Annotated in this window: 19 protein-coding genes; 14 read left to right on the plus strand and 5 right to left on the minus strand. The window is 72.9% G+C overall.

Annotation, left to right across the window (positions count from 1 at the left end; all coding sequences use genetic code 11):
• The first annotated feature begins 690 nt into the window (after positions 1-690).
• The 3 genes from A6A06_RS13670 to A6A06_RS13680 all read left to right on the plus strand — a co-directional run bounded on the left by A6A06_RS13670 (position 691) and on the right by A6A06_RS13680 (position 5,176).
• Positions 691-2,931 carry an ATP-binding SpoIIE family protein phosphatase gene (locus tag A6A06_RS13670; protein WP_338015894.1) on the plus strand — a complete coding sequence of 747 codons (2,241 nt, stop codon included), beginning with the start codon at positions 691-693 and terminating at the stop codon, positions 2,929-2,931.
• A 106-nt stretch (positions 2,932-3,037) separates the two neighbouring features.
• On the plus strand, positions 3,038-4,270 hold the full coding sequence (hemW, locus tag A6A06_RS13675) for a radical SAM family heme chaperone HemW (RefSeq protein ID WP_073762131.1): 1,233 nt from the start codon (positions 3,038-3,040) through the stop codon (positions 4,268-4,270).
• A 99-nt stretch (positions 4,271-4,369) separates the two neighbouring features.
• Positions 4,370-5,176, plus strand: a complete 807-nt coding sequence (locus tag A6A06_RS13680) for a Uma2 family endonuclease (RefSeq protein WP_079193997.1) — start codon at positions 4,370-4,372, stop codon at positions 5,174-5,176.
• Positions 5,177-5,191: 15 nt separating this feature from the next.
• Here A6A06_RS13680 and A6A06_RS13685 read toward each other — a convergent pair whose 3' ends face one another.
• Entirely contained in the window at positions 5,192-6,019 is an 828-nt protein-coding gene (locus A6A06_RS13685) for a DUF3097 domain-containing protein (RefSeq protein ID WP_073761473.1), read from the minus strand.
• A gap of 28 nt (positions 6,020-6,047) precedes the next feature.
• Positions 6,048-6,782, minus strand: a complete 735-nt coding sequence (locus tag A6A06_RS13690) for an MBL fold metallo-hydrolase (RefSeq protein ID WP_073761474.1) — start codon at positions 6,780-6,782, stop codon at positions 6,048-6,050.
• Positions 6,783-7,034: 252 nt separating this feature from the next.
• On the opposite strand from A6A06_RS13690, the gene hrcA reads away from it, so the two are divergent.
• From hrcA to A6A06_RS13710, 4 genes are all read left to right on the plus strand, one after another.
• Entirely contained in the window at positions 7,035-8,051 is a 1,017-nt protein-coding gene (hrcA, locus tag A6A06_RS13695) for a heat-inducible transcriptional repressor HrcA (RefSeq protein ID WP_073761475.1), read from the plus strand.
• The gene (dnaJ, locus tag A6A06_RS13700; RefSeq protein WP_073761476.1) at positions 8,052-9,188 is read left to right on the plus strand and encodes a molecular chaperone DnaJ; all 1,137 of its coding nucleotides are present in this window, start codon (positions 8,052-8,054) and stop codon (positions 9,186-9,188) included.
• 243 nt (positions 9,189-9,431) lie between these two features.
• Positions 9,432-10,583: a nitronate monooxygenase gene (locus A6A06_RS13705; protein WP_073761477.1), complete on the plus strand. Its 1,152-nt coding sequence runs from the start codon at positions 9,432-9,434 to the stop codon at positions 10,581-10,583.
• Positions 10,580-11,323 carry a 16S rRNA (uracil(1498)-N(3))-methyltransferase gene (locus A6A06_RS13710; RefSeq protein ID WP_073761478.1) on the plus strand — a complete coding sequence of 248 codons (744 nt, stop codon included), beginning with the start codon at positions 10,580-10,582 and terminating at the stop codon, positions 11,321-11,323. The genes A6A06_RS13705 and A6A06_RS13710 overlap by 4 nt, the downstream gene beginning before the upstream one ends.
• A gap of 68 nt (positions 11,324-11,391) precedes the next feature.
• Here the strand turns inward: A6A06_RS13710 and A6A06_RS13715 are convergent, their stop codons facing one another.
• Positions 11,392-11,820, minus strand: coding sequence for an OsmC family protein (locus tag A6A06_RS13715; RefSeq protein WP_073761479.1), 429 nt, complete (start codon positions 11,818-11,820; stop codon positions 11,392-11,394).
• 196 nt (positions 11,821-12,016) lie between these two features.
• Between A6A06_RS13715 and A6A06_RS41645 the strand changes: the two genes are divergently transcribed.
• From A6A06_RS41645 to A6A06_RS13730, 3 genes are all read left to right on the plus strand, one after another.
• Positions 12,017-12,817, plus strand: coding sequence for a hypothetical protein (locus A6A06_RS41645; RefSeq protein WP_199930857.1), 801 nt, complete (start codon positions 12,017-12,019; stop codon positions 12,815-12,817).
• A gap of 153 nt (positions 12,818-12,970) precedes the next feature.
• Positions 12,971-13,327, plus strand: coding sequence for a histidine triad nucleotide-binding protein (locus A6A06_RS13725; protein WP_073761481.1), 357 nt, complete (start codon positions 12,971-12,973; stop codon positions 13,325-13,327).
• A gap of 25 nt (positions 13,328-13,352) precedes the next feature.
• Positions 13,353-14,258, plus strand: coding sequence for a ribonuclease Z (locus tag A6A06_RS13730; protein WP_073761482.1), 906 nt, complete (start codon positions 13,353-13,355; stop codon positions 14,256-14,258).
• A gap of 30 nt (positions 14,259-14,288) precedes the next feature.
• Here the strand turns inward: A6A06_RS13730 and A6A06_RS13735 are convergent, their stop codons facing one another.
• Entirely contained in the window at positions 14,289-15,092 is an 804-nt protein-coding gene (locus A6A06_RS13735) for an HAD family acid phosphatase (RefSeq protein ID WP_073761483.1), read from the minus strand.
• A gap of 171 nt (positions 15,093-15,263) precedes the next feature.
• Between A6A06_RS13735 and A6A06_RS13740 the strand changes: the two genes are divergently transcribed.
• The 3 genes from A6A06_RS13740 to A6A06_RS13750 all read left to right on the plus strand — a co-directional run bounded on the left by A6A06_RS13740 (position 15,264) and on the right by A6A06_RS13750 (position 18,438).
• Positions 15,264-16,619: a glucarate dehydratase family protein gene (locus tag A6A06_RS13740; protein WP_079193998.1), complete on the plus strand. Its 1,356-nt coding sequence runs from the start codon at positions 15,264-15,266 to the stop codon at positions 16,617-16,619.
• A gap of 95 nt (positions 16,620-16,714) precedes the next feature.
• Positions 16,715-17,800 (plus strand): S-(hydroxymethyl)mycothiol dehydrogenase, encoded by a 1,086-nt coding sequence (locus A6A06_RS13745; protein ID WP_073761485.1) that lies wholly within the window; start codon positions 16,715-16,717, stop codon positions 17,798-17,800.
• Positions 17,800-18,438 carry an MBL fold metallo-hydrolase gene (locus A6A06_RS13750; protein WP_073761486.1) on the plus strand — a complete coding sequence of 213 codons (639 nt, stop codon included), beginning with the start codon at positions 17,800-17,802 and terminating at the stop codon, positions 18,436-18,438. Before A6A06_RS13745 ends, A6A06_RS13750 begins: the two co-directional genes overlap by 1 nt.
• Before the next feature lie 14 nt (positions 18,439-18,452).
• On the opposite strand, the gene A6A06_RS13755 is transcribed toward A6A06_RS13750, so the two are convergent.
• Positions 18,453-19,787: a family 4 glycosyl hydrolase gene (locus A6A06_RS13755; RefSeq protein ID WP_073761487.1), complete on the minus strand. Its 1,335-nt coding sequence runs from the start codon at positions 19,785-19,787 to the stop codon at positions 18,453-18,455.
• Positions 19,788-19,853: 66 nt separating this feature from the next.
• Here A6A06_RS13755 and A6A06_RS13760 point away from each other — a divergent pair, with 66 nt between their 5' ends.
• The gene (locus A6A06_RS13760) at positions 19,854-21,068 is read left to right on the plus strand and encodes a carbohydrate kinase family protein (RefSeq protein WP_073761488.1); all 1,215 of its coding nucleotides are present in this window, start codon (positions 19,854-19,856) and stop codon (positions 21,066-21,068) included.
• Positions 21,069-21,347 lie beyond the last annotated feature (279 nt).

Raw genomic sequence — 21,347 nt, forward strand, 5'->3', positions numbered from 1 at the left:
TCCTCCCCGGAATCCGGCCCTCGCGCGGGCCCGCCGGCCAGAGCCGAGGCGGCTTCCGGTGAGCTTCGGAAGGGGTTCTCCGGCGGACTTTCCGAAGGGGGCGGGCCGATGGATTTCCGTACGAAAGCGGTCATGGACACGGTCCGTGTGACGGATGCGGCCGCGGGGACGGCTGCGGCGAAGGCGACGAAACCGGCCACCGGGGTGCCTGTGGTCAAGGTGACGGAATCGGCCATCGGGGTGCCTGTGATCAAGGCGAAGGAATCGGCCACCGGGGCGGGCGCGGCCGGAGCGATGGAATCGGCCACGGTGCCTTATTCGGGGGAGGTGGGTGGTGTGGGTGACACAGGCGGTGTTGGTGACACGCATGGTGTGGACGATGCGGCTGGTGCGAATGATGTGGCTGGTGCGGGCAATTCGGCTGGTGCGGACGATTCGGGAAAGGTGACGCAGTCGGCTGCGGGGTCGGATGGGTCGGATGGGTCGGCTGAGGTGGTGGAGGCGGCTGGGGCGGCTGAAGTGGCTGGGGCCGATGAGGGAGGCGGTGAGGCGCCCGGGAAGGCGACCAGGAAGGCGCCCGGGAAGACGCCCAGGAAGGCGCCCGGGAAGACGACCAGAAAGGCGACCGGGAAGACGACCGGGAAGGCGCCTGGTGAGGTGCCCGGGAACGGGCCCGGCGCGGCGTCGGGGATGCGGAAGCCGGGGCCGGAAACGCCTGCTCCGCCCGCCACCCCACCCTCCTCATCACGCGTCACACCACCCTCCACGCCACCTTCCGCACCGCCCGCCACCCCGCCCTCCGCACGGTCCGCCGCGGCGCTGTCCCGCAGACAGCGCCCGGCCCCGCACGCCGATCCCGCGCCCGCCGGGCTGGACAGCGTCCGCCGGTCGAGCCTGCCCGGCAATCCGCGTGCCGCGGCGGCGGCACGCCAGTTCGTACGGGCCGTCCTGGCCGACTGGCTCACCCAGTCGCTGCCCGGCGCGGATGCCATCGGCAACCGCCTCGCCGACGAGGCGGTCCTGCTGGTCAGCGAGCTGGTCACGAACGTCGTGGTGCACGCGGGGACGGCCGTGGAGCTGCTGTGCCGCCTGGAATCGGTTGCCGAAGAGGAACCGACGGCCGAATCGAAACCGGCAGCAGCCCAATCGACACCAGCAGCAGCCAAAGCGAAACCACGAGCGGCAACGAAGGCCGACGCCGACGCGAAGGCGGACGCGAACACAGAGACGGACGCGAACGCGGACACGGACGCGGACACAGACGCGTCCGCCCCGCGCACCGCCGTCGTCATCGAGGTGTCCGACCACCACCCGGCACGCGCCGTACGGGCGCGCCAGTCGGTCTCCGAGAACGAGAGCAGGGGCCACGGCCTGCAACTGGTCGGCGCGGTCGCCGAGTCCTGGGGCATCACCTACCGGCGCGAGCTGAAGACCGTGTGGTTCCGGCTCCTGTGCGGCCCGCGGCACCGCGGCTACGGACCGCCGGCCAGCTTCTCCCACCACGACCTGGAGTTGCAGCGCGGCCTGCGGGCCGCCGAACTGCTGGCTCCCGCGCCCGTCCGGCGGTCCCCGACGCGCCGGACCGAAGCGGACTGGATCAACCACGGCGCCCTGTCCTTCCTCGCGGAGGCCTCCGACCTGCTGTCCGGGCAGCTCGACGAGGAGCAGGTGGCTCTGCTCGCCGCCCAGTTGGTCGTACCGCGCCTCGCCGACTGGTGCGCGGTCTGGCTGCACGGCGACGGCGGCCGGGAGGGCGCGGGCGAGGCCCCGCGCCTCGCCCGCGTCTGGCATTCCAGCGAGAGCCGCATCGACGCGCTGCGCATGGCCCTGGAGAAAGACCCGCCGGTGATGCCCGTGCCCGGCCCGCAGCGGGACGGCGCCGGGGCCGCGGTGCCCTGGCCCTGGCCCCAGGAGCCGAGCGGGTACGGGCCCGGCGGCGCCGCGCTGGCCTGCCGGCTGACGGCGGGCGGCCGCGACCAGGGCACCCTGCTGATCGGGCGGGCCGGGCTGATGCGCTTCCCCGACGAGGTCGTGGGCCTCATAGAGGACCTGACCCGTCGGGTGGCCCGTGCTCTGGCCACGGCACGCGCGTACCGCAATCAGGAGCGGATCAGCCAGGTGCTGCAACGCCGCCTGCTGCCCAGGGGCCGCCCCGCCGTCCCCGGCCTGGAGTCCTCCGTGGTGTACGAACCACGCGAGGGCGCCTGGGCCGGCGGCGATTTCTGGGACCTGTTCCACGCCGGGAACGGACGCTGGTGCTTCGCTCTCGGTGACGTGTGCGGCAGTGGCCCGGAAGCCGCGGCGGTCACCGGCCTCGCCCGGCCCGTCCTGCGGCTGCTGGCCCGCGACGGGTTCGGCGTCGGAGAGGTGCTGGACCGGCTCAACAAGACCATGGCGCGGGAGGCCGCGGATTCGGTGGCGGCCGTCACGGCGGCGGTCGCGGCGGCGGGCAGCGGCATGGACCCCTCCCTCGAACTGCGTGCAGAGGGCGAGCAGACCCGCTTCCTGTCCCTGCTGTACGGCGAGATCGAGCCGCACGCCGACGGGACGGCGGGCGCCCGGTGCACCCTGGCCAGCGCCGGGCACCCGCTGCCGCTGATCCTCGGCACGGACGGTGCGGTGCGGGTCGCCGCCGCGCCGCAGATGCTGGTCGGAGTGGTGGAGGACACCTCGTACGAGTCCGAGTCCTTCGAGCTGGCCCCCGGCGAGACGCTGCTGTGCGTCACGGACGGCGTGACGGAGCGGCGCTCCGGCCACCGCCAGTTCGACGACGATGACGGCCTGGCCGCCCACCTCGCCGCCTGCACCGGCCTGGGAGCCACCGCGGTCGCCGAGCACATCCGGCGGGCGGTGCACGACTTCGCGGCCACACCTCCGGACGACGACCTGGCCATGCTGGTGCTCCAGGCGACGGGGCAAGGGCAGCAGTAGCTGCCGGGGCTGCCGGGGCAGCAGTAGCGGCCGGGGTGGCAGGGGTGGCCGGGCCGTCCACGACCGCCGGGCCGGGCTCCCCACCGGATGCCGGACAATGGAAGACATGCCTTCCGCACTCCCCGACGGTGAGCCCATGCCCGAAGACGGGGCGCTGCCCGGTCACGCCCTGACCGGCGCGGGCGCCCGGCCGCTCGGGTTCTACCTGCACGTGCCGTACTGCGCGACGCGCTGCGGCTACTGCGACTTCAACACGTACACGGCCACCGAGCTGCGCGGTTCGGGCGGCGCGCTCGCCTCGCGGGAGAACTACGCGGACACGGTCGCCGAGGAGATCCGGCTCGCCCGCAAGGTGCTCGGCGACGACCCCCGGCCGGTCGAGACGGTGTTCGTCGGCGGCGGCACACCGACCCTGCTCCCGGCCGCCGACCTCGGACGGATGCTCGCCGCGATCCGGGACGAGTTCGGGCTGGCGGACGGTGCGGAGATCACCACCGAGGCCAACCCGGAGTCCGTCGACCCGCGCTACCTGGCCGAACTGCGGGAGGCCGGCTTCAACCGGGTCTCCTTCGGCATGCAGAGCGCCCGGCAGCACGTCCTGAAGATCCTCGACCGTACGCACACACCGGGCCGCCCGGAGGCGTGCGTCGCCGAGGCCCGCGCGGCGGGCTTCGAGCACGTCAACCTCGACCTGATCTACGGCACGCCCGGCGAGTCCGACGACGACTGGCGGGCCACCCTGGACGCGGCGCTCGGCGCGGCGCCCGACCACGTCTCCGCGTACGCGCTGATCGTCGAGGAGGGCACCCAGCTGGCCCGCCGGATCCGGCGCGGCGAGGTGCCGATGACCGACGACGACGTGCACGCGGACCGCTACCTGATCACGGAGGAGGCCATGGCCGCGGCCGGCTTCCACTGGTACGAGGTCTCGAACTGGGCCACCACGGAGGCGGGCCGCTGCCGCCACAACGAGCTGTACTGGACGGGCGCCGACTGGTGGGGCGCGGGCCCCGGCGCGCACAGCCACGTCGGCGGCGTCCGCTGGTGGAACGTGAAGCACCCCGGCGCGTACGCGCAGGCGCTCGGCGAGGGCCGGTCGCCCGGCGCGGGCCGCGAGATCCTGTCCGACGAGGACCGCCGCGTGGAACGCATCCTCCTCGAACTCCGCCTTGCGGCCGGCTGCCCCCTGGACCTCCTCGCCCCGACAGGCGCCAAGGCAGCCGCCCGCGCCCTCACCGACGGCCTCCTGCAGCCCGGCCCGTACGAGGAGGGCCGCGCCGTCCTGACCCTGCGAGGGCGACTGCTGGCGGACGCGGTGGTGCGGGATCTGGTGGACTGATCACTCGGCGGGGTGAAGGGCGGGCGTAGCTGCGGCCGTCCCCTCCGGTGCGTCCCTAGGCTGCGCTCGACATAGGTGGGGATGCGGAGGGGGCGCGGGATGGACGAGGTGGACGGTCGGCCGATCACCGACGTGGTCGGGTTCTTCCGGCGGCTGGAAGTTCCGGAGGGGTGCAGGAAGGAGCTCCTCTGGGGCGAGATCCTGATCTCGCCGGGCCCGGACCGTGTCCACGACGACATCGTCGCGTCCGTGGCGGATCAGCTCCCGCACGAGCGTCGGCACCGTCCGCGGACGTCGGGAGTCCCGTCCCCGCGGGAGGGGAGTGAGCCGCAGCCACCGGTCCCGCAGCCCCTTGTCGCCTTCTTCAAGGGCCTTGAGGTTCCCGAGGGATACAAGGCGGAGCTTCTGCGGGGGGAGATCGTGCTGTCGGCCGGTCCCGGTGTGGTCCCCCACCGGGGTGTCCGCAGGGGCGAGGACCGCACCCCGGAGGGGTGCTGGGAGCATCTGCGGTTCGAGGACGCCGGGACTCCCGAAGAGGCCAGCGAGCCTCAGCCGGACCTGGTGGTCCTGGAGCGCGGCGCCGGTCCCGCGTCCGGGCGACTCGTACCGTCCGAGGCGGTCATGATGCTTGTCGAGGTCGTCTCCCGGACCAGCGTCGACCGCGACCACCGTGTCAAACGCAACATCTACGCCGCAGGCAGGGTCCCCGCCTATCTGATCATCGATCCCGCCATGGCCCGGTGTGTCCTGCTCACCGAGCCCACCGGCACCGGTGACAACGCCGACTACGCGGTGCAGCGCACCGCCAGGTTCGGTGCACCCATGCCGCTGGGCCTCCTCGGCGTCCAGTTGGACACCACCGCATTCCAGACCCTCTCCGACGTCAGGCCCCACTCCCGCCCGTAACGGAGCCGAGGCCGCTCACTCCGGCGCTGTAACGAAGTCGATCAACTCCTCCACCCGCCCCAGCAACGCGGGCTCGATGTCCTTGTAGGAGTGGACGCGGGAGAGGATGTGCTGCCACGCCGCCCCGGTGTTCTCCGGCCAGCCCAGGGAGCGGCACACGCCCGTCTTCCAGTCCTGGCCGCGCGGTACGGAGGGCCAGGCCGGGATGCCGGCCGAGGACGGCTTCACGGCTTCCCAGACGTCGATGTACGGGTGGCCGACGACCAGGACGTTCCGGTCGGTGACCGATGCCGCGATGCGGGACTCCTTCGAGCCGGGGACGAGATGGTCGACGAGGACGCCGAGGCGGGCGTCCGGGCCGGGGGAGAAGGAGCGGACGATGGCGGGGAGGTCGTCGACGCCTTCGAGGTATTCGACGACGACGCCCTCGATCCGCAGGTCGTCGCCCCAGACGCGTTCCACCAGCTCGGCGTCGTGGCGCCCTTCCACGTAGATGCGCCCGGCGCGGGCGACCCGTGCGCGGGCGCCCGGGACGGCCAGGGAGCCGGACGCCGTGCGGGCCGGGCCGCGCGAGGCGGTACCGCCCGTGGGCCGTACGAGGGTGACGGCCTTGCCGTCCAGGAGGAAGCCGCGCGGGACCATCGGGAAGACCCGGTGTTTGCCGAAGCGGTCCTCCAGAGTGACCGTCGGGCCTTCGGCGGTCTTCTCACAGCGGATCACCGCGCCGCAGAAGCCCGTGCCGGCCTCCTCGACGACGAGGTCCGGCTCCGCCTCGACCTCGGGAGCCGGCTGCTGCTTCTTCCACGGCGGGGTGAGGTCCGGGCCGTACTGTCTGCTGCGCATTGGACAGACGATAAGAAGGGATGGCCGGTCAGTGCCGCGACACGCCGAAGCGGCGGCTCAGCGCGTCGCGTTGCTCACGGACGAATCGGGCATCCACGGCAGCGCCGTGCCCGGGGACATACACCGCGTCCTCCCCGCCGAGGGCCAGCAGCCGGTCCAGGGCGGCGGGCCACTGGCCGGGAATCGCGTCGGGCCCGGCCTGCGGCGCGCCGGACTCCTCGACCAGGTCGCCGCAGAAGACGACCTCGGGCGAGCCGTGCGTGCCGGGGACGAGGACGGCCAGGTCGTGCGCGGTGTGGCCGGGTCCGACGTTGGCGAGCAGGACCTGCCGGTCGCCGAGGTCGAGGGTGCGTTCGCCGGAGACGAGGTGGTGCGGGCCGACGAGGTGGTCGGTGGCCTCCGCCGCGGCGTCCGGGTCCACGCCGTGCGACACCGCGCTGCGCCGCAGGTCGTCCTGGGCGCGCGGCAGGAACTCGTCGAGTCCGGCCGCGCCGAAGACCTGGACGCCCGCGAAGGCGGCGGTGCCCAGGACGTGATCGAAGTGGGGGTGGGTCAGCGCGACGTGTGTCACGTTCCGCCCCGTGATGCCGCGCAGCTGCCGCCGCAGTTCGGCGCCGTCCCGGATGGTGGCGCCGGTGTCGACGATCAGCACGCCGGACGAGCCGGCGACGGCACCGACCGTCTCGTCCCAGCCGGGCATCCGGCGGCGCCCGACGCCCGCGCCGAGCCGTTCCCACCCGGCCTCTTCCCAAGTCGTACGCATACCGAGACGCTAGCCGCATCGCGATAGCGTTGCCCGCCGGACCCGGGGGTTCCGGGCGCCCGGCGCTGCCCGCGGTACGCCTTTCGCGGGAGCGCGGAGCACGACTCCGGTACCGCCGCCCTTGCCCTGCCCAGGTGACCCGGCCGTACACTTGGTCAGGGTCTGGCACTCGGACCTGATGAGTGCCAGGGAAGACGACCCCGAAGAACCCGGCCACGCGCCGGTGACACGGCCGGACTGGAGGTGTGCGCGATGCTCAGTGAACGCAGACTCGAAGTGCTGCGCGCCATCGTCCAGGACTATGTCGGTACCGAGGAGCCGGTCGGCTCCAAGGCGCTGACCCAGCGGCACCAGCTCGGTGTCTCCCCGGCCACGGTCCGCAACGACATGGCCGCGCTGGAGGACGAGGGCTTCATCGCCCAGCCGCACACGAGCGCCGGACGCATCCCGACGGACAAGGGCTACCGCCTCTTCGTCGACAAGCTGGCGGGCGTCAAGCCGCTTTCCAGCCCAGAGCGGCGCGCCATCCAGAACTTCCTGGACGGCGCCGTCGACCTGGACGACGTCGTGGGCCGTACGGTACGGCTGCTGGCGCAGCTGACGCGGCAGGTCGCCGTCGTGCAGTACCCGTCGCTGACCCGGTCCACGGTGCGGCACGTGGAGCTGCTGTCGCTGGCGCCGGCCCGGCTGATGCTGGTCCTGATCACGGACACCGGCCGTGTCGAGCAGCGCTTGGTCGACTGCTCGGCGCCGTTCGGCGAGACCTCCTTGGCGGACCTGCGGGCGCGGCTGAACAGCCGCGTGGTGGGGCGGCGGTTCACGGATGTGCCGCAGCTCGTGCAGGACCTCCCGGACTCCTTCGAGCAGGAGGACCGGGGCACGGTCTCGACAGTGCTGTCGGTGTTGCTGGAGACTCTGGTGGAGGAGACCGAAGAGCGGCTGATGATCGGCGGCACCGCCAATCTCACGCGCTTCGGGCACGATTTCCCACTGACCATCCGGCCGGTGCTGGAGGCCCTTGAGGAGCAGGTGGTGCTCCTCAAACTGCTGGGGGAGGCCAAGGACTCCGGCATGACCGTACGCATCGGGCATGAGAATGCCCATGAGGGCCTGACGTCCACATCGGTCGTCGCGGTCGGCTACGGTTCGGGCGACGAGGCAGTCGCCAAACTCGGCGTGGTCGGACCGACCCGCATGGACTACCCCGGAACGATGGGAGCGGTACGCGCAGTGGCACGTTACGTCGGACAGATCCTCGCGGAGTCGTAAGTGGCCACGGACTATTACGCGGTCCTGGGCGTACGACGCGATGCCTCGCAGGACGAGATCAAGAAGGCTTTCCGGCGGCTGGCCCGCGAGCTGCACCCGGATGTGAACCCGGATCCGAAGACCCAGGAGCGGTTCAAGGAGATCAACGCCGCTTACGAGGTGCTGTCGGACCCGCAGAAGAAGCAGGTCTACGACCTCGGCGGCGACCCCCTCTCGCAGGCGGGTGGCGGCGGCGGGGCCGGCGGCTTCGGCGCGGGCTTCGGCAACTTCTCCGACATCATGGACGCGTTCTTCGGCACCGCCTCGCAGCGCGGACCGCGGTCCCGCACGCGGCGCGGCCAGGACGCGATGATCCGGCTGGACATCGAGCTCGACGAGGCGGCCTTCGGGACCACCAAGGACATCCAGGTCGACACCGCCGTCGTGTGTACGACCTGTTCGGGCGAGGGCGCGGCGCCGGGCACCTCGGCGCAGACCTGTGACATGTGCCGCGGCCGCGGTGAGGTCTCGCAGGTCACCCGGTCCTTCCTGGGCCAGGTCATGACGTCGCGGCCGTGCCCGCAGTGCCAGGGCTTCGGTACGGTCGTGCCGACCCCGTGCCCGGAGTGCGCCGGTGACGGCCGGATCCGCTCGCGCCGTACGCTGACGGTCAAGATCCCGGCCGGTGTGGACAACGGCACGCGCATCCAGCTCGCGGGCGAGGGCGAGGTCGGCCCCGGCGGCGGCCCGGCCGGCGACCTGTACGTGGAGATCCACGAGCTGGCGCACCCGACGTTCCAGCGGCGCGGCGACGACCTGCACTGCACGGTCACGATCCCGATGACGGCGGCGGCGCTGGGCACGAAGTGCCCGCTGGAGACGCTGGACGGCGTGGAGGAGATCGACATCCGGCCCGGCACCCAGTCCGGCCAGTCGATCCCGCTGCACGGCCGCGGCGTCACGCACCTGCGCGGCAACGGGCGCGGCGACCTCATCGTGCACGTCGAGGTCATCACCCCGTCGAAGCTGGACGCGGAGCAGGAGGAGCTGCTGCGGCGGCTCGCCAAGCTGCGCGGCGAGGAGCGCCCGACGGGGCAGTTCCAGCCGGGGCAGCAGGGCCTGTTCTCGCGGCTCAAGGACGCGTTCAACGGGCGGTAGGCGTGTTGTCCCGCCGGGGGTCCGGGGGTTGTCCCCCGGGTAGGCCCGGCAACGGGCGGTAGCAGCCTGTATACGACGGACGGCGGCGGCCGGGCTCTCCAGCCCGGCCGCCGTTCGCCGTTCCCGTCCGAAGTTCCCCGTCCGAAGTTCCCCGTCCGAAGTGCCCTGATCGCCGGACGTGTTTGATCTTGGTGCGTCCGGCCCCGGTTCGGGACCCCGCGTGCGGCGTGACACGATGTGGTCATGCCCACAGCGCTGACCGATCTCTGCCGCTATCCGATCGCGCAGGCCCCCATGGCAGGCGGCGTCGCCCGCCCGGAGCTGGCCGCCGCCGTCTGCGGAGCCGGCGGGCTCGGCTTCCTGGCCGCCGGGTACAAGACCGCGGACGGCATGTATCAGGAGATCAAGCAGCTGCGCGGGCTCACCGACCGCCCCTTCGGCGTGAACCTCTTCATGCCGCAGCCCTCGCTCGCCGACAACGCGGCCGTCGAGGTCTACCGGGAGCAGCTCGCGGGCGAGTCGGCCTGGTACGAGACGCCGCTGGACGACATCGACCCGTACGGCGGCGTCGACGACGGGTACGAGGCGAAGCTGGCCATCCTGCGTGAGGACCCGGTGCCGGTCGTCTCGTTCCACTTCGGGTGTCCGTCCCGCGCCGTCCTCGACGGGTTCGCCAAGGTCGGTACGTACACGATCGTGACCGCCACCACGGCGGCCGAGGCGCAGGCCGCGCAGTGGTCCGGCGCCGACGCGGTCTGCGTGCAGGGCGTGGAGGCCGGCGGCCACCAGGGCACCCACCGCGACGACCCGCAGGCCGACGGCACCGGCGCCGGGGTCGGGCTGCTGTCGCTGATCGCGCAGGTGCGCGAGGCCGTGCAGATACCGATCATCGCGGCGGGCGGCCTGATGCGCGGCTCGCAGATCGCCGCGGTACTGGCGGCGGGCGCGGCGATGGCGCAGCTCGGTACGGCCTTCGTGGTCACCCCGGAGTCGGGCGCCGACGCGCTGCACAAACAAGCGATGACCAACCCCCTGTTCACCCGTACGGAGCTGACCCGGGCCTTCTCCGGGCGCCCGGCCCGCGGCCTGGTGAACCGGTTCCTGCGCGAGCACGGCCCGTACGCCCCGGCCGCCTACCCGGCCGTGCACCACCTCACCTCCGGCCTGCGCAAGGCCGCCGCCAGGAGCGGCGACGCGCAGGGCATGGCGCTGTGGGCGGGCCAGGGGCACCGGATGGCGCGACAGCTCCCGGCCGGGCAGCTGGTCGAGGTGCTGATGGCCGAACTGGAGTCGGCGAGCGCCGGACCGGGCCGGGACGGCGTGCGGGAATCCGGTTCGCCGGAGAGCCGTCAGGCCGGTCCGGGCCTCCCGGGTGAGCTCGGAGGCGCACTGTGACGGCACCGGTGTTCCTCGTCGACAGCGTGCCGGGCACGGGGGAGGCCGTGCTGGACGGGCCGGAAGGCCGGCACGCGGTCTCCGTACGGCGGCTCCGCGCGGGCGAACCCGTGGTGCTGACGGACGGGCACGGCAGCGGCGCGGTGGGCGTGGTGCGGGCAGCCGAGGGCAAGGACCGCCTCGTCGTCGAGGTGACCGGTACGCAGGACGAGCCGGACCCGGCCCCGCGCATCACCGTCGTACAGGCGCTGCCCAAGGGCGACCGCGGCGAACTCGCCGTGGAGACCATGACGGAGACCGGCGTGGACGCCGTCGTCCCGTGGGCCGCGTCCCGTTGCATCACCCAGTGGAAGGGCGAGCGGGCCGCGAAGTCCCTCGCCAAGTGGCGCAATACCGCCCGCGAGGCGGGCAAGCAGGCGCGTCGGCTGCGGTTTCCCGAAGTCGCCGACCTGATGTCGACCAAGCAGGTCGCCGCGCTGCTCGCGGAGGCGGACTTCGCCGCCGTACTGCACGAGGACCGGGACGCGGGGAGCGCGCCGCTGGCTTCCGCCGAACTCCCGTCGAGCGGGCGGATCGTGCTCGTGGTCGGCCCCGAAGGGGGCGTCTCGCCGGAGGAGTTGGCGGCCTTCGAGGAGGCGGGCGCCAAGGCGTACCGGCTCGGGTGGAGCGTGCTGCGGACGTCGACGGCGGGTACGGCGGCCACGGCGCTGCTGCTGGGCCGTACCGGGCGCTGGAGCTGACGGCGCGCCAGGTGTGAGGCAACGGCGGGGCCGTGGCGGTTTCGCGCCGCCGCGGCCCCGCCACCGGTTCAGACCAGCTCGGCCTGGAGGGTGATGTTCTTGACGCCGGCCAGCGCCTGGCTCACCGGGCAGTTCTTCTTCGCGTCCTCGGCCGCGGCCTGGAAGTCCTCCTCGGACAGGCCGGGCACGCTGGCCTTGACGGTCAGCACGATGCCGGTGATGCCCTCGCCCGGCTGGAAGGTCACGTCGGCCTTGGTGTCCAGCGCCGCGACGGTGTAGCCCTTGCCCGCGAGGCCGTGCGAGAAGGCCATCGAGTAGCAGGAGGAGTGGGCGGCCGCGATCAGCTCTTCGGGGCTGGTGACGCCGTTCGGCTGCTCGGCGCGGGCCGGCCAGTTCACGTCGAACGTGCCGACGTTGGAGGAGGCGAGGGCGACGCTGCCCTTGCCCTCCATGAGGTTGCCTTCCCAGTGGGTGGCGGCGGTACGGGTGGTTGCCATGGTGGATGACTCCTGGTCGTGGGCGATGGAGGTCTGTGCCTGATCAGCTTAGTGAAGACGGCGCGGCGTGCCGCGGGCCCGGCCGGGCGGAACGCGGCAGTCCGGACGGCGGACCCGGAGGTGCCGTACGCACCGCCGCGCACACTGGCCGAGCCGGGACTGTTGGTCCGCGTGCGGCGGTGGGAAGCTGCCGGACATGGGGGCCATAGGGCGCGTACGAGACGTACGGCACGGCCGGGTGCGGCACGCGCGGACCGGCCGGCACCGGTTCGGCGGCACCCGGCGCGGCAGGCTGCTGGCGGTGCTGGGCGCCGCGGGCGCCGCGATCGTCGGGGTGACCGCCTGCGAGCCGGCCGGCGGGCTGAACACCTCGTCGGTCGCCGTCACCACCGACCAGGCGGGGACGCGGGCGCTGGAGGCGGCCGGTGTCAACGTGAGCTGGCTGAGCTGTACGGCGACGCTCCGGGGGGACCAGCGGGCCACCTCGAACCCGACGGCCACCGCGACCCGGAAGGCGGTCGCCACCGTCGACTGCCAGGGCCAGACCGCCCGCGGCAGCAAGATCACCATCACCGGCTGGGTCACCTCCGGGGTCGACGGGCACTGCGTACGGGGCAGGCTGACCGCGCGGGTCGCCGGGCAGGTCGTCTTCCAGGTGGGCGTGCTCGGCGACTGCGACGCGGACGAGCCGACCGGCACGTCACGGCCCACCGTCACGCACACCGTCCAGCCGCCCAGCATCGGCCACACGTCCGACGAACCGCCGGACACCCCGCCCGTCACGGTCACGGTCACGGCGCAGCCGGACCCCGACCCGGATCCCGATCCGGACCCGTCCCCCAGCGAGACCTGCTCGGACGGCTCGCACGACCACGACGGCCAGGGCGGACACGACGACGGTCAGAACGACGGCCACGACGGTCAGGACGACCACCAGAACGACCATCAGGACCAGCAGCACCCCGACCAGGAGAACACCTGGGCAGCCCACCACTGATCATGGCGCCACCGACCACCGCGCCGCCCCGCACGGGCGGCCCGGTAACATCCGGTCCCGTAGACGTGATCGTGACGTGACACGGCGCGGTGCGGGACGGCTCCGGACGAACGGGCCGCCGTGCACCGGCCGCGACCCGGGAGGAGCCCACCGGTGGCGGGAGAACCGCAGGCCGACTGCCTGTTCTGCAAGATTGTGGCCGGCGAGGTGCCCGCGACGATCGTGCGGGAGACCGAGACGACGATCGCCTTCCGGGACATCAGCCCGCAGGCGCCGACGCACGTCCTGGTGATTCCCAAGGTGCACTACGCGAACGCCGGGGAGCTGGCCGCCGCCGAGCCGCGGATCGCCGGTGAGGTGCTGAGCGAGGCCGCGGCCGTGGCGGTCGACGAGAAGGTCGACTCGACCGGCTACCGGATCATCTTCAACACCGGTCCGGGCGCGGGCCAGACCGTCTTCCACGCCCATGCGCACGTGCTGGGCGGGCGCGACCTCCAGCGCCTGGTCTGACGGCCGGACCGGGAGCCGCACCACCGTGTCCGTACGCGAGTTCGTCGTCCTCGGCACCGCCAGCCAGGTGCCCACCCGGCACCGCAACCACAACGGCTACGTGCTGCGCTGGGACGGCGAGGGCATCATGTTCGACCCCGGCGAGGGCACGCAGCGGCAGATGCTGCGCGCCGGGGTCGCCGCGCACGACCTGAACCGGATCTGCGTCACGCACTTCCACGGCGACCACTCGCTGGGGCTCGCCGGGGTCATCCAGCGCATCAACCTCGACCGGGTGCCGCATCCGGTCACCGCGCACTACCCGGCGAGCGGCCAACGCTTCTTCGACCGGCTGCGGTACGCCACCGCCTACCGCGAGACGGTGCGGCTGGGCGAGGAGCCGGTGGCCGCCGACGGGGTACTGGCCCGTACCCCGTCGTACGTCCTGGAGGCGCGCAAGCTCTCCCACCCGGTCGAGTCGTACGGCTACCGGCTGGTCGAGCCGGACGGGCGCCGGATGCTGCCGGAGCGGCTCGCCGCGCACGGCATCGCGGGCCCGGACGTCGGCCGGCTCCAGCGCGAGGGGCAGCTGAACGGCGTCACCCTCGACGACGTCAGCGAGGTTCGGCGGGGCCAGCGCTTCGCCTTCGTCATGGACACCCGGCTGTGCGACGGGGTGCACGCCCTCGCCGAGGGCGCCGACCTGCTCGTCATCGAGTCGACGTTCCTCGACGAGGACGTCCGGCTGGCCGAGGACCACGGGCACCTGACGGCGGGCCAGGCGGCGCGCGCCGCGGCCGACGCGGGCGTACGCCACCTGGTCCTCACCCACTTCTCCCAGCGGTACTCCGACCCGGCGGAGTTCGAGCGCCAGGCCCGGGAGGCGGGGTTCGCGGGCGAACTCACCATCGCCCGCGACCTGATGCGCGTCCCGGTGCCCAGGCGCGCCTGAGGAGCTTCCCGGCTGGGGTGCCCTGGCGGGTCAGGGAAGGAAGTACATCGGGTTCGGCAGCTTGAACGTCTTGTCGCCGTAGCCGCCGTTCAGGTCGCTGTACTGGTCGCCGAAGTTGGCGACGATGTCGAAGCCCTTGGACTCGATGTGCTTGCGGGTGCCCGCCTTGAACTGGACCGTCGAGCAGTTGGCGCCGCACGGCAGGTAGGCCGGCGGGTTCTTCTTGTCCTTGAGGTAGACGTGCGTGCGGTCGAGCGGAACGCCGTAGCCGACGTTCTTCAGGTTGCGCACGCTCCACTCGCGCTGCGCCTCCTTGCGGCCGGTGACGAAGAAGACCTCGTACCCCTTGCCGTGCGCCCAGTTGACGAGGCGGTCCATGCCGTAGACCGCTTCCATGTCGGTGCTCGCCAGGTACTTGTCCTGGGCCGCCTCGGTGTGGTGGAAGCCGACCTGGAGCTCGTAGTTGTACGTGAGCAGCGTAGTGTCGTCCATGTCCAGGACGATGGCGGGCTTCTTGCCGTGGTGGTGCTTGTTGGCGGCCTTGGCGGCCTTGGCGAGGTAGCGCCGGGCCGAGTCCGTGATGCCGCGCATCTGCTTGGCGTAGTTGCTGCGCGGCGAGGCGTAATGCTGCCCGTCAGCGGTCACCGTGTCGCCGTAGTACGCCTTGATCCGGTCCTGCACCTGGGTGAGGTTGGGGATCTCCTTGTCCGTACGCGGTACGGAGTGCTCGGCGGTGGCCTGGCCGGCGCCGAACGCCGCGGTACCGGCGAGGACCGCCGTGGCGGCCAGGGCGCCGAGGCGGACGCGGCGACGGGAGAGGACGGGGTGGCGCATGTGCTGCTCCTAGATGGACCGGTGGGGGCCACCTAGATTTAACAGAGCATTTATGTGCCGATCTACGCGCGAAGATTCAATGGTTGGTAAAGGCTGGGACGGAAGGCGCCCGGCGTGCTTCCGCCGCCGCCCATTGACGCCCCTCATTCCGCCTCCCTACCCTCCGTCCCCATGGACGGATCGCGTCTACATACGCAGACGGAGCGGACGCCGGTGGACCCAGCGGTCCCGGCCGCCCCCACCACCATCACCGCCATCCACCTCACCCCCATCCTCGTGGCCGACCCGCCGCTGCTGAACACCCAGGGCGTCCACCAGCCCTACACCCCCCGCCTGATCATCGAAGTGATCACGGCGGGCGGTGCGGCCGGTCTCGGCGAGACCTACGGCGACACCCGGTACCTCGCGCTCGCGCGCCCGCTGGCCGACGCACTGATCGGCCGCCCGGTCACGGACCTGAACGCGCTGCCCCGCCTCGCGGCCGAGGTCTGCGGCGACTCCCCGGCGGCCACCGGGGCCGAGGACGTCACCGCGGGCGGCCTGCGCGGCGTGCAGACCGCCGACAAGCTGCGGCTGTCCGTCCTCTCCGGCTTCGAGGTCGCCTGCCTGGACGCCTGGGGGCGGCACGCCGGCCTGCCCGTCCACGCCCTGCTCGGCGGCAAGGTCCGGGACCGCGTCGACTACAGCGCCTACCTCTTCTACCGCTGGGCCGGGCACCCCGGGGGCCGCGGCGAACCCGACGACTGGGGCGCGGCCCTCGACCCGCCCGGCGTCGTCGCGCAGGCCGGCCGCTTCCACGACACGTACGGCTTCCGCTCCTTCAAGCTCAAAGGCGGCGTCTTCGAACCGGCGCAGGAGATCGCCGCGGTACGGGCCCTGGCCACCGCCTTCCCCGGCCGCCCGCTGCGCCTCGACCCGAACGGCGCGTGGAGCGTCGCGACCTCCCTGAAGGCCGCCCACGAGCTCCAGGACGTCCTCGAATACCTGGAGGACCCCACCAGCACCACCACCCACATGGCCGAGGTCGCGTCCCGTACGGACCTGCCGCTCGCCACCAACATGTGCGTGACCACCTTCGCGGAGATCCGCGAAGCGTTCACCCGAGACGCCGTACAGGTGGTCCTCTGCGACCACCACTACTGGGGCGGCCTGCGCAGCACCCGCGAACTCGCCGCAATCTGCCGGACCTTCGGCGTCGGCCTGTCCATGCACTCCAACACCCACCTCGGCATCAGCCTCGCCGCGATGACCCACGTCGCCGCGACCGTTCCCGACCTGCGGTACGCCTGCGACACCCATTACCCGTGGCAGACGGAGGACGTCCTCACCGAACGCCTCACCTTCACGGACGGCGCGCTGCCGGTGTCCGACGCCCCGGGCCTCGGCGTCACACTGGACCGTGACCGCCTGGCGGCCCTCCACGGGCGCTGGCTCTCCGACGACGGCACGCTCCGCGACCGCGACGACGCGGCGGCGATGCGGGCCGCCGACCCGGAGTGGGTGACGCCACGGGTGCCGCGCTGGTGAGCGGCGGGTCGCGGCGGCCGGCCGAGCGGCGCTTCCGGCGCCGCGGACGCGTACCGTATTGATCCCGTACGTGATCTTTGGAGGGAGCTGTCCCGATGGCACAGGAAGTGCGTGGCGTCATCGCGCCGGGGAAGAACGAGCCGGTGCGGCTGGAGACGATCCTGGTGCCGGATCCCGGGCCGGGCGAGGCCGTGGTGAAGGTGCAGGCGTGCGGAGTGTGCCACACGGACCTGCACTACAAGCAGGGCGGGATCAACGACGAGTTCCCGTTCCTGCTGGGGCACGAGGCGGCGGGTGTCGTGGAGGCCGTGGGGCAGGGCGTGACCGATGTGGCGCCCGGGGACTTCGTGATCCTGAACTGGCGAGCGGTGTGCGGCAAGTGCCGCGCCTGCAAGCGGGGCCGGCCGCAGTACTGCTTCGACACCCACAACGCGAAGCAGAAGATGACACTGAAGGACGGGACGGAGCTGACGCCCGCCCTCGGAATCGGCGCGTTCGCCGACAAGACGCTGGTCGCGGCGGGCCAGTGCACCAAGGTCGACCCCGAGGTTTCGCCGGCCGTGGCCGGGCTGCTGGGCTGCGGCGTGATGGCCGGCATCGGCGCGGCCATCAACACGGGTGCCGTGGGCCGCGGCGACTCCGTCGCGGTGATCGGCTGCGGCGGCGTGGGGGACGCGGCGGTCGTCGGTGCCCGGCTGGCCGGCGCGTCGCGGATCATCGCCGTGGACGTGGAGGACCGCAAGCTGTCCATGGCCAAGACGATGGGCGCCACCCACACCGTGAACTCGCGCGCCGCCGACCCGGTCGAGGCGATCCGCGAGCTGACCGGCGGCTTCGGCGCCGACGTGGTGATCGACGCGGTGGGGCGCCCGGAGACCTACCGGCAGGCGTTCTACGCCCGTGACCTGGCCGGCACGGTGGTCCTGGTCGGCGTGCCGACGCCGGAGATGAAGCTGGAGCTGCCGCTGCTGGACGTGTTCGGCCGCGGCGGTGCGCTGAAGTCGTCCTGGTACGGCGACTGCCTGCCGTCCCGTGACTTCCCGATGCTGGTCGACCTGCACCAGCAGGGCCGGATCGACCTGGCGGGCTTCGTGACGGAGACCATCGGCATTGAGGATGTCGAGCAGGCGTTCGAGCGGATGCATCAGGGCGACGTACTGCGTTCGGTGGTGACGCTCTGATGGCGGCGCGCATCGACCACCTGGTCACCTCCGGCACGTTCGCGCTCGACGGCGGCACGTGGGACGTCGACAACAACGTGTGGATCGTCGGCGACGACATCGAGGCCGTCGTCATCGACGCCGCGCACGACGCCGACGCGATCTTCGACGCGCTCGACGGCCGTACGCTGCGCGCGATCATCTGCACGCACGCGCACAACGACCACATCGACGCCGCCCCGGCCCTCGCCGCCCGCACCGGCGCCCCCGTCCACCTGCACCCGGACGACCTGCCGCTGTGGAAGCAGACCCACCCGGACCGCGCGCCGGAGGAGTCCCTGGCCGACGGTCAGGTCCTCACCGTCGGCGGCGTCGACCTGACCGTGCTGCACACGCCGGGGCACGCGCCGGGCGCGGTCTGCCTGTACGCGCCGGACCTGGGGGAGCACGGCACGGTCTTCACCGGCGACACCCTCTTCCAGGGCGGCCCCGGAGCCACCGGCCGGTCGTTCTCCGACTTCCCGACCATCGTCGACTCGATCCGGGAGCGGCTGCTGACGCTGCCTCCGCGGACCGAGGTCCGCACCGGGCACGGCGACGGCACGACGATCGGCGCCGAGGCCCCGCACCTGGAGGAGTGGGTGAAGCGGGGGCACTGAGCCCCCGGTCCGCGTCAGTCCGTGGCCGCCCGCTCCAGAATGCGGGCGGCCACCGCCGGCGAGTCCACCAGCGGATGCAGCGCCACCGCGCGAAGGGCCGCGTCCCGGTCCTTGAACTCCGCCGCCTCGACCGTCGCCAGTTCGACGGCCTTGAGCTGGAGCATCAGGCCCAGCTGGTCCTCGCGCAGGGGCGCGCACGGCAGCGGCCGCGCGCCGTGCGCGTCCACCTCGCACACCGTCTCGATGATCGCCTCGGGCGCGAGCTGCGGCACGGTCGTACCGTTGCGCACGTTCAGGATGAGGCGCGCGTGCCGGTCGCCCGCGACGGCGCGCATGACGGCCAGCGCCACCTGGTCGTAGCCGCCGCCCTCCAGGTCGCAGGTGTCGCGCTGCCAGCCGCCGGTCGCCTCCCGGCTGTCGGCCATGTACGTCTCCTCGCGCTCCAGGCGGGTGCGCTCCCAGAGGGCGTACGCCTCTTCGGGGGAGACACCGGACGCCGCCTCGAAGAAGCCGCCCTGCTGCTGGTCCAGGAACTCGCCACGGGTCTCGGACGCGTTCTGCACGGACGCGAGCGTCTCGCGGCGGAAGTAGTAGTAGTGCAGGTACTCGTTGGGGATCGAGCCCAGCGCGCGCAGCCAGTCGGCGCCGAAGAGCTTGCCCTCCTCGAAAGAGATCAGCGCGTCGGAATCGGACAGCAGGGACCTCAGCAGGTCCGTGCCGTCCTCGGCGGTCAAGGAGCGCAGCCAGCCGAGGTGGTTGAGGCCGACGTAGTCGTACGTCACCCGGTCCGGATCGGCGCCCGCGGCCCGCGCCGCGCGCCGCACCAGCCCGACCGGCGAATCACAGATACCGATCACCCGCTCGCCCAGCACCTGGGACATCGCCTCGGTGACGATCCCGGCCGGATTGGTGAAGTTGACGACCCAGGCATCCGGAGCGAGCGCCGCCACCCGCTCCGCGATGTGCAGCGCGACGGGCACCGTGCGCAGCCCGTACAGCACGCCGCCCGCGCCCACCGTCTCCTGGCCCAGCACCCCCGCGTCCAGCGGAATCCGCTCGTCCGCGATCCGCCCCGCGGTGCCGCCGACCCGGATCGCGGAGAAGACGAAGTCGGTGCCGCGCAGCGCGTCGTCGAGGGAGTCCGCGACCCGTACCCGGACGGGAGACGGCCGCCCGGGGCCGGTCCGCTGCCCGGCCTGCCGGGCCAGCACGGAGGCGATCACGGCCACCCGCCGCGGGTCGGTGTCGTACAGCGTCACCTCGGAGACGGCCTGCGCGGGATCGTCCAGGAGCGCGCGGTGCACCAGCGGAACCCGGAAACCCCCGCCGCCCAAAATCGTGAGCCTCATGGGCCGGAACGTACCGCAGCATCGGGCAGACTGGCGTCACGCGCACGGATGAGAGGGGCAGGCACGGTGAGCGCACACGATGTCCAGCGGACCACGGGAAACGGTCCGGTCAGCCACGTCCCGCCGGGCCCCGCGCCCGCGCTCGACCCGCTGGCCGCCGTACGGGCCGACGGCGACCCGCCCACCGACGTCTACCTCACCGGCACGGTCTTCCTGGACATCATCTTCACCGGCCTGGACTCGGCACCGGTACGCGGCACGGAGTCCTGGGCGCGCGGCATGGGCTCCAGCCCCGGCGGCGTCGCCAACATGGCCACCGCACTGGCCCGCCTGGGCCTGCGCACCTCGCTCGCCGCGGCCTTCGGCGACGACATGTACGGCGAGTACTGCTGGGAGGCGCTGGAGCGCGGCGAGCACGTCGACCTGTCGCTGTCGCGCACCGTCGCGGGCTGGCACTCGCCGGTCACCGTCTCCATGGCGTACGAGGACGAGCGCACGATGGTCTCGCACGGCCACGAGGCACCCAGCGGCCCCGCCCGCACCGCCTTCGACGGCAAGCACGCGCCGGGCTGCCCGCCGCCGTCGCGGGCCTGCGTCGCCTCGCTGGAACCAGGCCGCCCCGAGGGCTGGCTCGGCTGCGCGGCCCAGCGCGGCAGCCGGATCTTCGCGGACGTGGGCTGGGACGACACCGGCCGCTGGGACCCGGCCGACCTCGCCGAACTGGAGCACTGCGAGGCCTTCCTGCCCAACGCGGAGGAGGCGATGCGCTACACCCGCCTGGACTGCCCGCGCGCCGCCGCCCGCAAGCTGGCCGACCTGGTGCCGATCGCCGTGGTCACGCTGGGTGCGGAGGGCGCGTACGCGGTCGACGGACGGACCGGCGAGACCGCCGAGGTACCCGCCATCGCGGTCGAGGCGATGGACCCGACCGGCGCGGGCGACGTCTTCGTGGCGGGCTTCGTCACGGGCTCGCTGGCCGGCTGGCCGCTGGCCGACCGGCTCGCCTTCGCGGGGCTGACCGCCGCGCTCTCCGTACAGGAGTTCGGGGGCTCGCTGTCCGCGCCGGGCTGGGCGGAGATCGCGGCCTGGTGGCAGCGGGTCGCGGAAGCGGCGGCGTACGGGCGGACGCCGGACGGCGGCGCCGCGTCGGCGGCCTGCGCCCGGGACGCGGCCGCGCTCCACCGCCGCTACGCCTTCCTCGACGCGTTGCTGCCCGCCACGGACCGCACCTGGCCGCTCGCCCGGGCACTGCCGACACTCGGCTTCCGCCGCCCCGCGTGAACGGCCGGTCGTACGAGTCCTCCGGCGCCCCGCGTGAACGGCCGGTCGTACGAGCCCTCCGCCGCCCCGCCTGAACGGCCGGCCACACGAGCCTTCCGGCGCCCCACGTGAACAGTCGGCCACACGCGGAACACGGGACCATGAGCACCCCGTCACCGGAGGAACACGGGAACAGGGGAACGCCGGAAAAGGCTTCGGGCTTGTCAGTGCACCGTCGTACCCTGGGTATCCCAAGGAGCCGAGCTGCCGGGCACCGCTCCCGCAGCGCAACGAATGGGG

The sequence above is a fragment of the Streptomyces sp. CB02923 genome, from assembly GCF_001905005.1.
Classification (GTDB): domain Bacteria; phylum Actinomycetota; class Actinomycetes; order Streptomycetales; family Streptomycetaceae; genus Streptomyces.

What these genes read in the sequence shown, in the direction of transcription:
- A6A06_RS13740 (WP_079193998.1), top strand. Translation starts at nt 15,264, where the DNA reads ATGGACGGATCGCGTCTACATACGCAGACGGAGCGGACGCCGGTGGAC.
- hrcA (WP_073761475.1), top strand. Translation starts at nt 7,035, where the DNA reads ATGCTCAGTGAACGCAGACTCGAAGTGCTGCGCGCCATCGTCCAGGAC.
- A6A06_RS41645 (WP_199930857.1), top strand. Translation starts at nt 12,017, where the DNA reads ATGGGGGCCATAGGGCGCGTACGAGACGTACGGCACGGCCGGGTGCGG.
- A6A06_RS13705 (WP_073761477.1), top strand. Translation starts at nt 9,432, where the DNA reads ATGCCCACAGCGCTGACCGATCTCTGCCGCTATCCGATCGCGCAGGCC.
- A6A06_RS13735 (WP_073761483.1), bottom strand. Translation starts at nt 15,092, where the DNA reads ATGCGCCACCCCGTCCTCTCCCGTCGCCGCGTCCGCCTCGGCGCCCTG.
- A6A06_RS13680 (WP_079193997.1), top strand. Translation starts at nt 4,370, where the DNA reads ATGGACGAGGTGGACGGTCGGCCGATCACCGACGTGGTCGGGTTCTTC.
- A6A06_RS13745 (WP_073761485.1), top strand. Translation starts at nt 16,715, where the DNA reads ATGGCACAGGAAGTGCGTGGCGTCATCGCGCCGGGGAAGAACGAGCCG.
- A6A06_RS13685 (WP_073761473.1), bottom strand. Translation starts at nt 6,019, where the DNA reads ATGCGCAGCAGACAGTACGGCCCGGACCTCACCCCGCCGTGGAAGAAG.
- A6A06_RS13755 (WP_073761487.1), bottom strand. Translation starts at nt 19,787, where the DNA reads ATGAGGCTCACGATTTTGGGCGGCGGGGGTTTCCGGGTTCCGCTGGTG.
- hemW (WP_073762131.1), top strand. Translation starts at nt 3,038, where the DNA reads ATGCCTTCCGCACTCCCCGACGGTGAGCCCATGCCCGAAGACGGGGCG.
- A6A06_RS13715 (WP_073761479.1), bottom strand. Translation starts at nt 11,820, where the DNA reads ATGGCAACCACCCGTACCGCCGCCACCCACTGGGAAGGCAACCTCATG.
- A6A06_RS13670 (WP_338015894.1), top strand. Translation starts at nt 691, where the DNA reads ATGCGGAAGCCGGGGCCGGAAACGCCTGCTCCGCCCGCCACCCCACCC.
- A6A06_RS13690 (WP_073761474.1), bottom strand. Translation starts at nt 6,782, where the DNA reads ATGCGTACGACTTGGGAAGAGGCCGGGTGGGAACGGCTCGGCGCGGGC.
- A6A06_RS13750 (WP_073761486.1), top strand. Translation starts at nt 17,800, where the DNA reads ATGGCGGCGCGCATCGACCACCTGGTCACCTCCGGCACGTTCGCGCTC.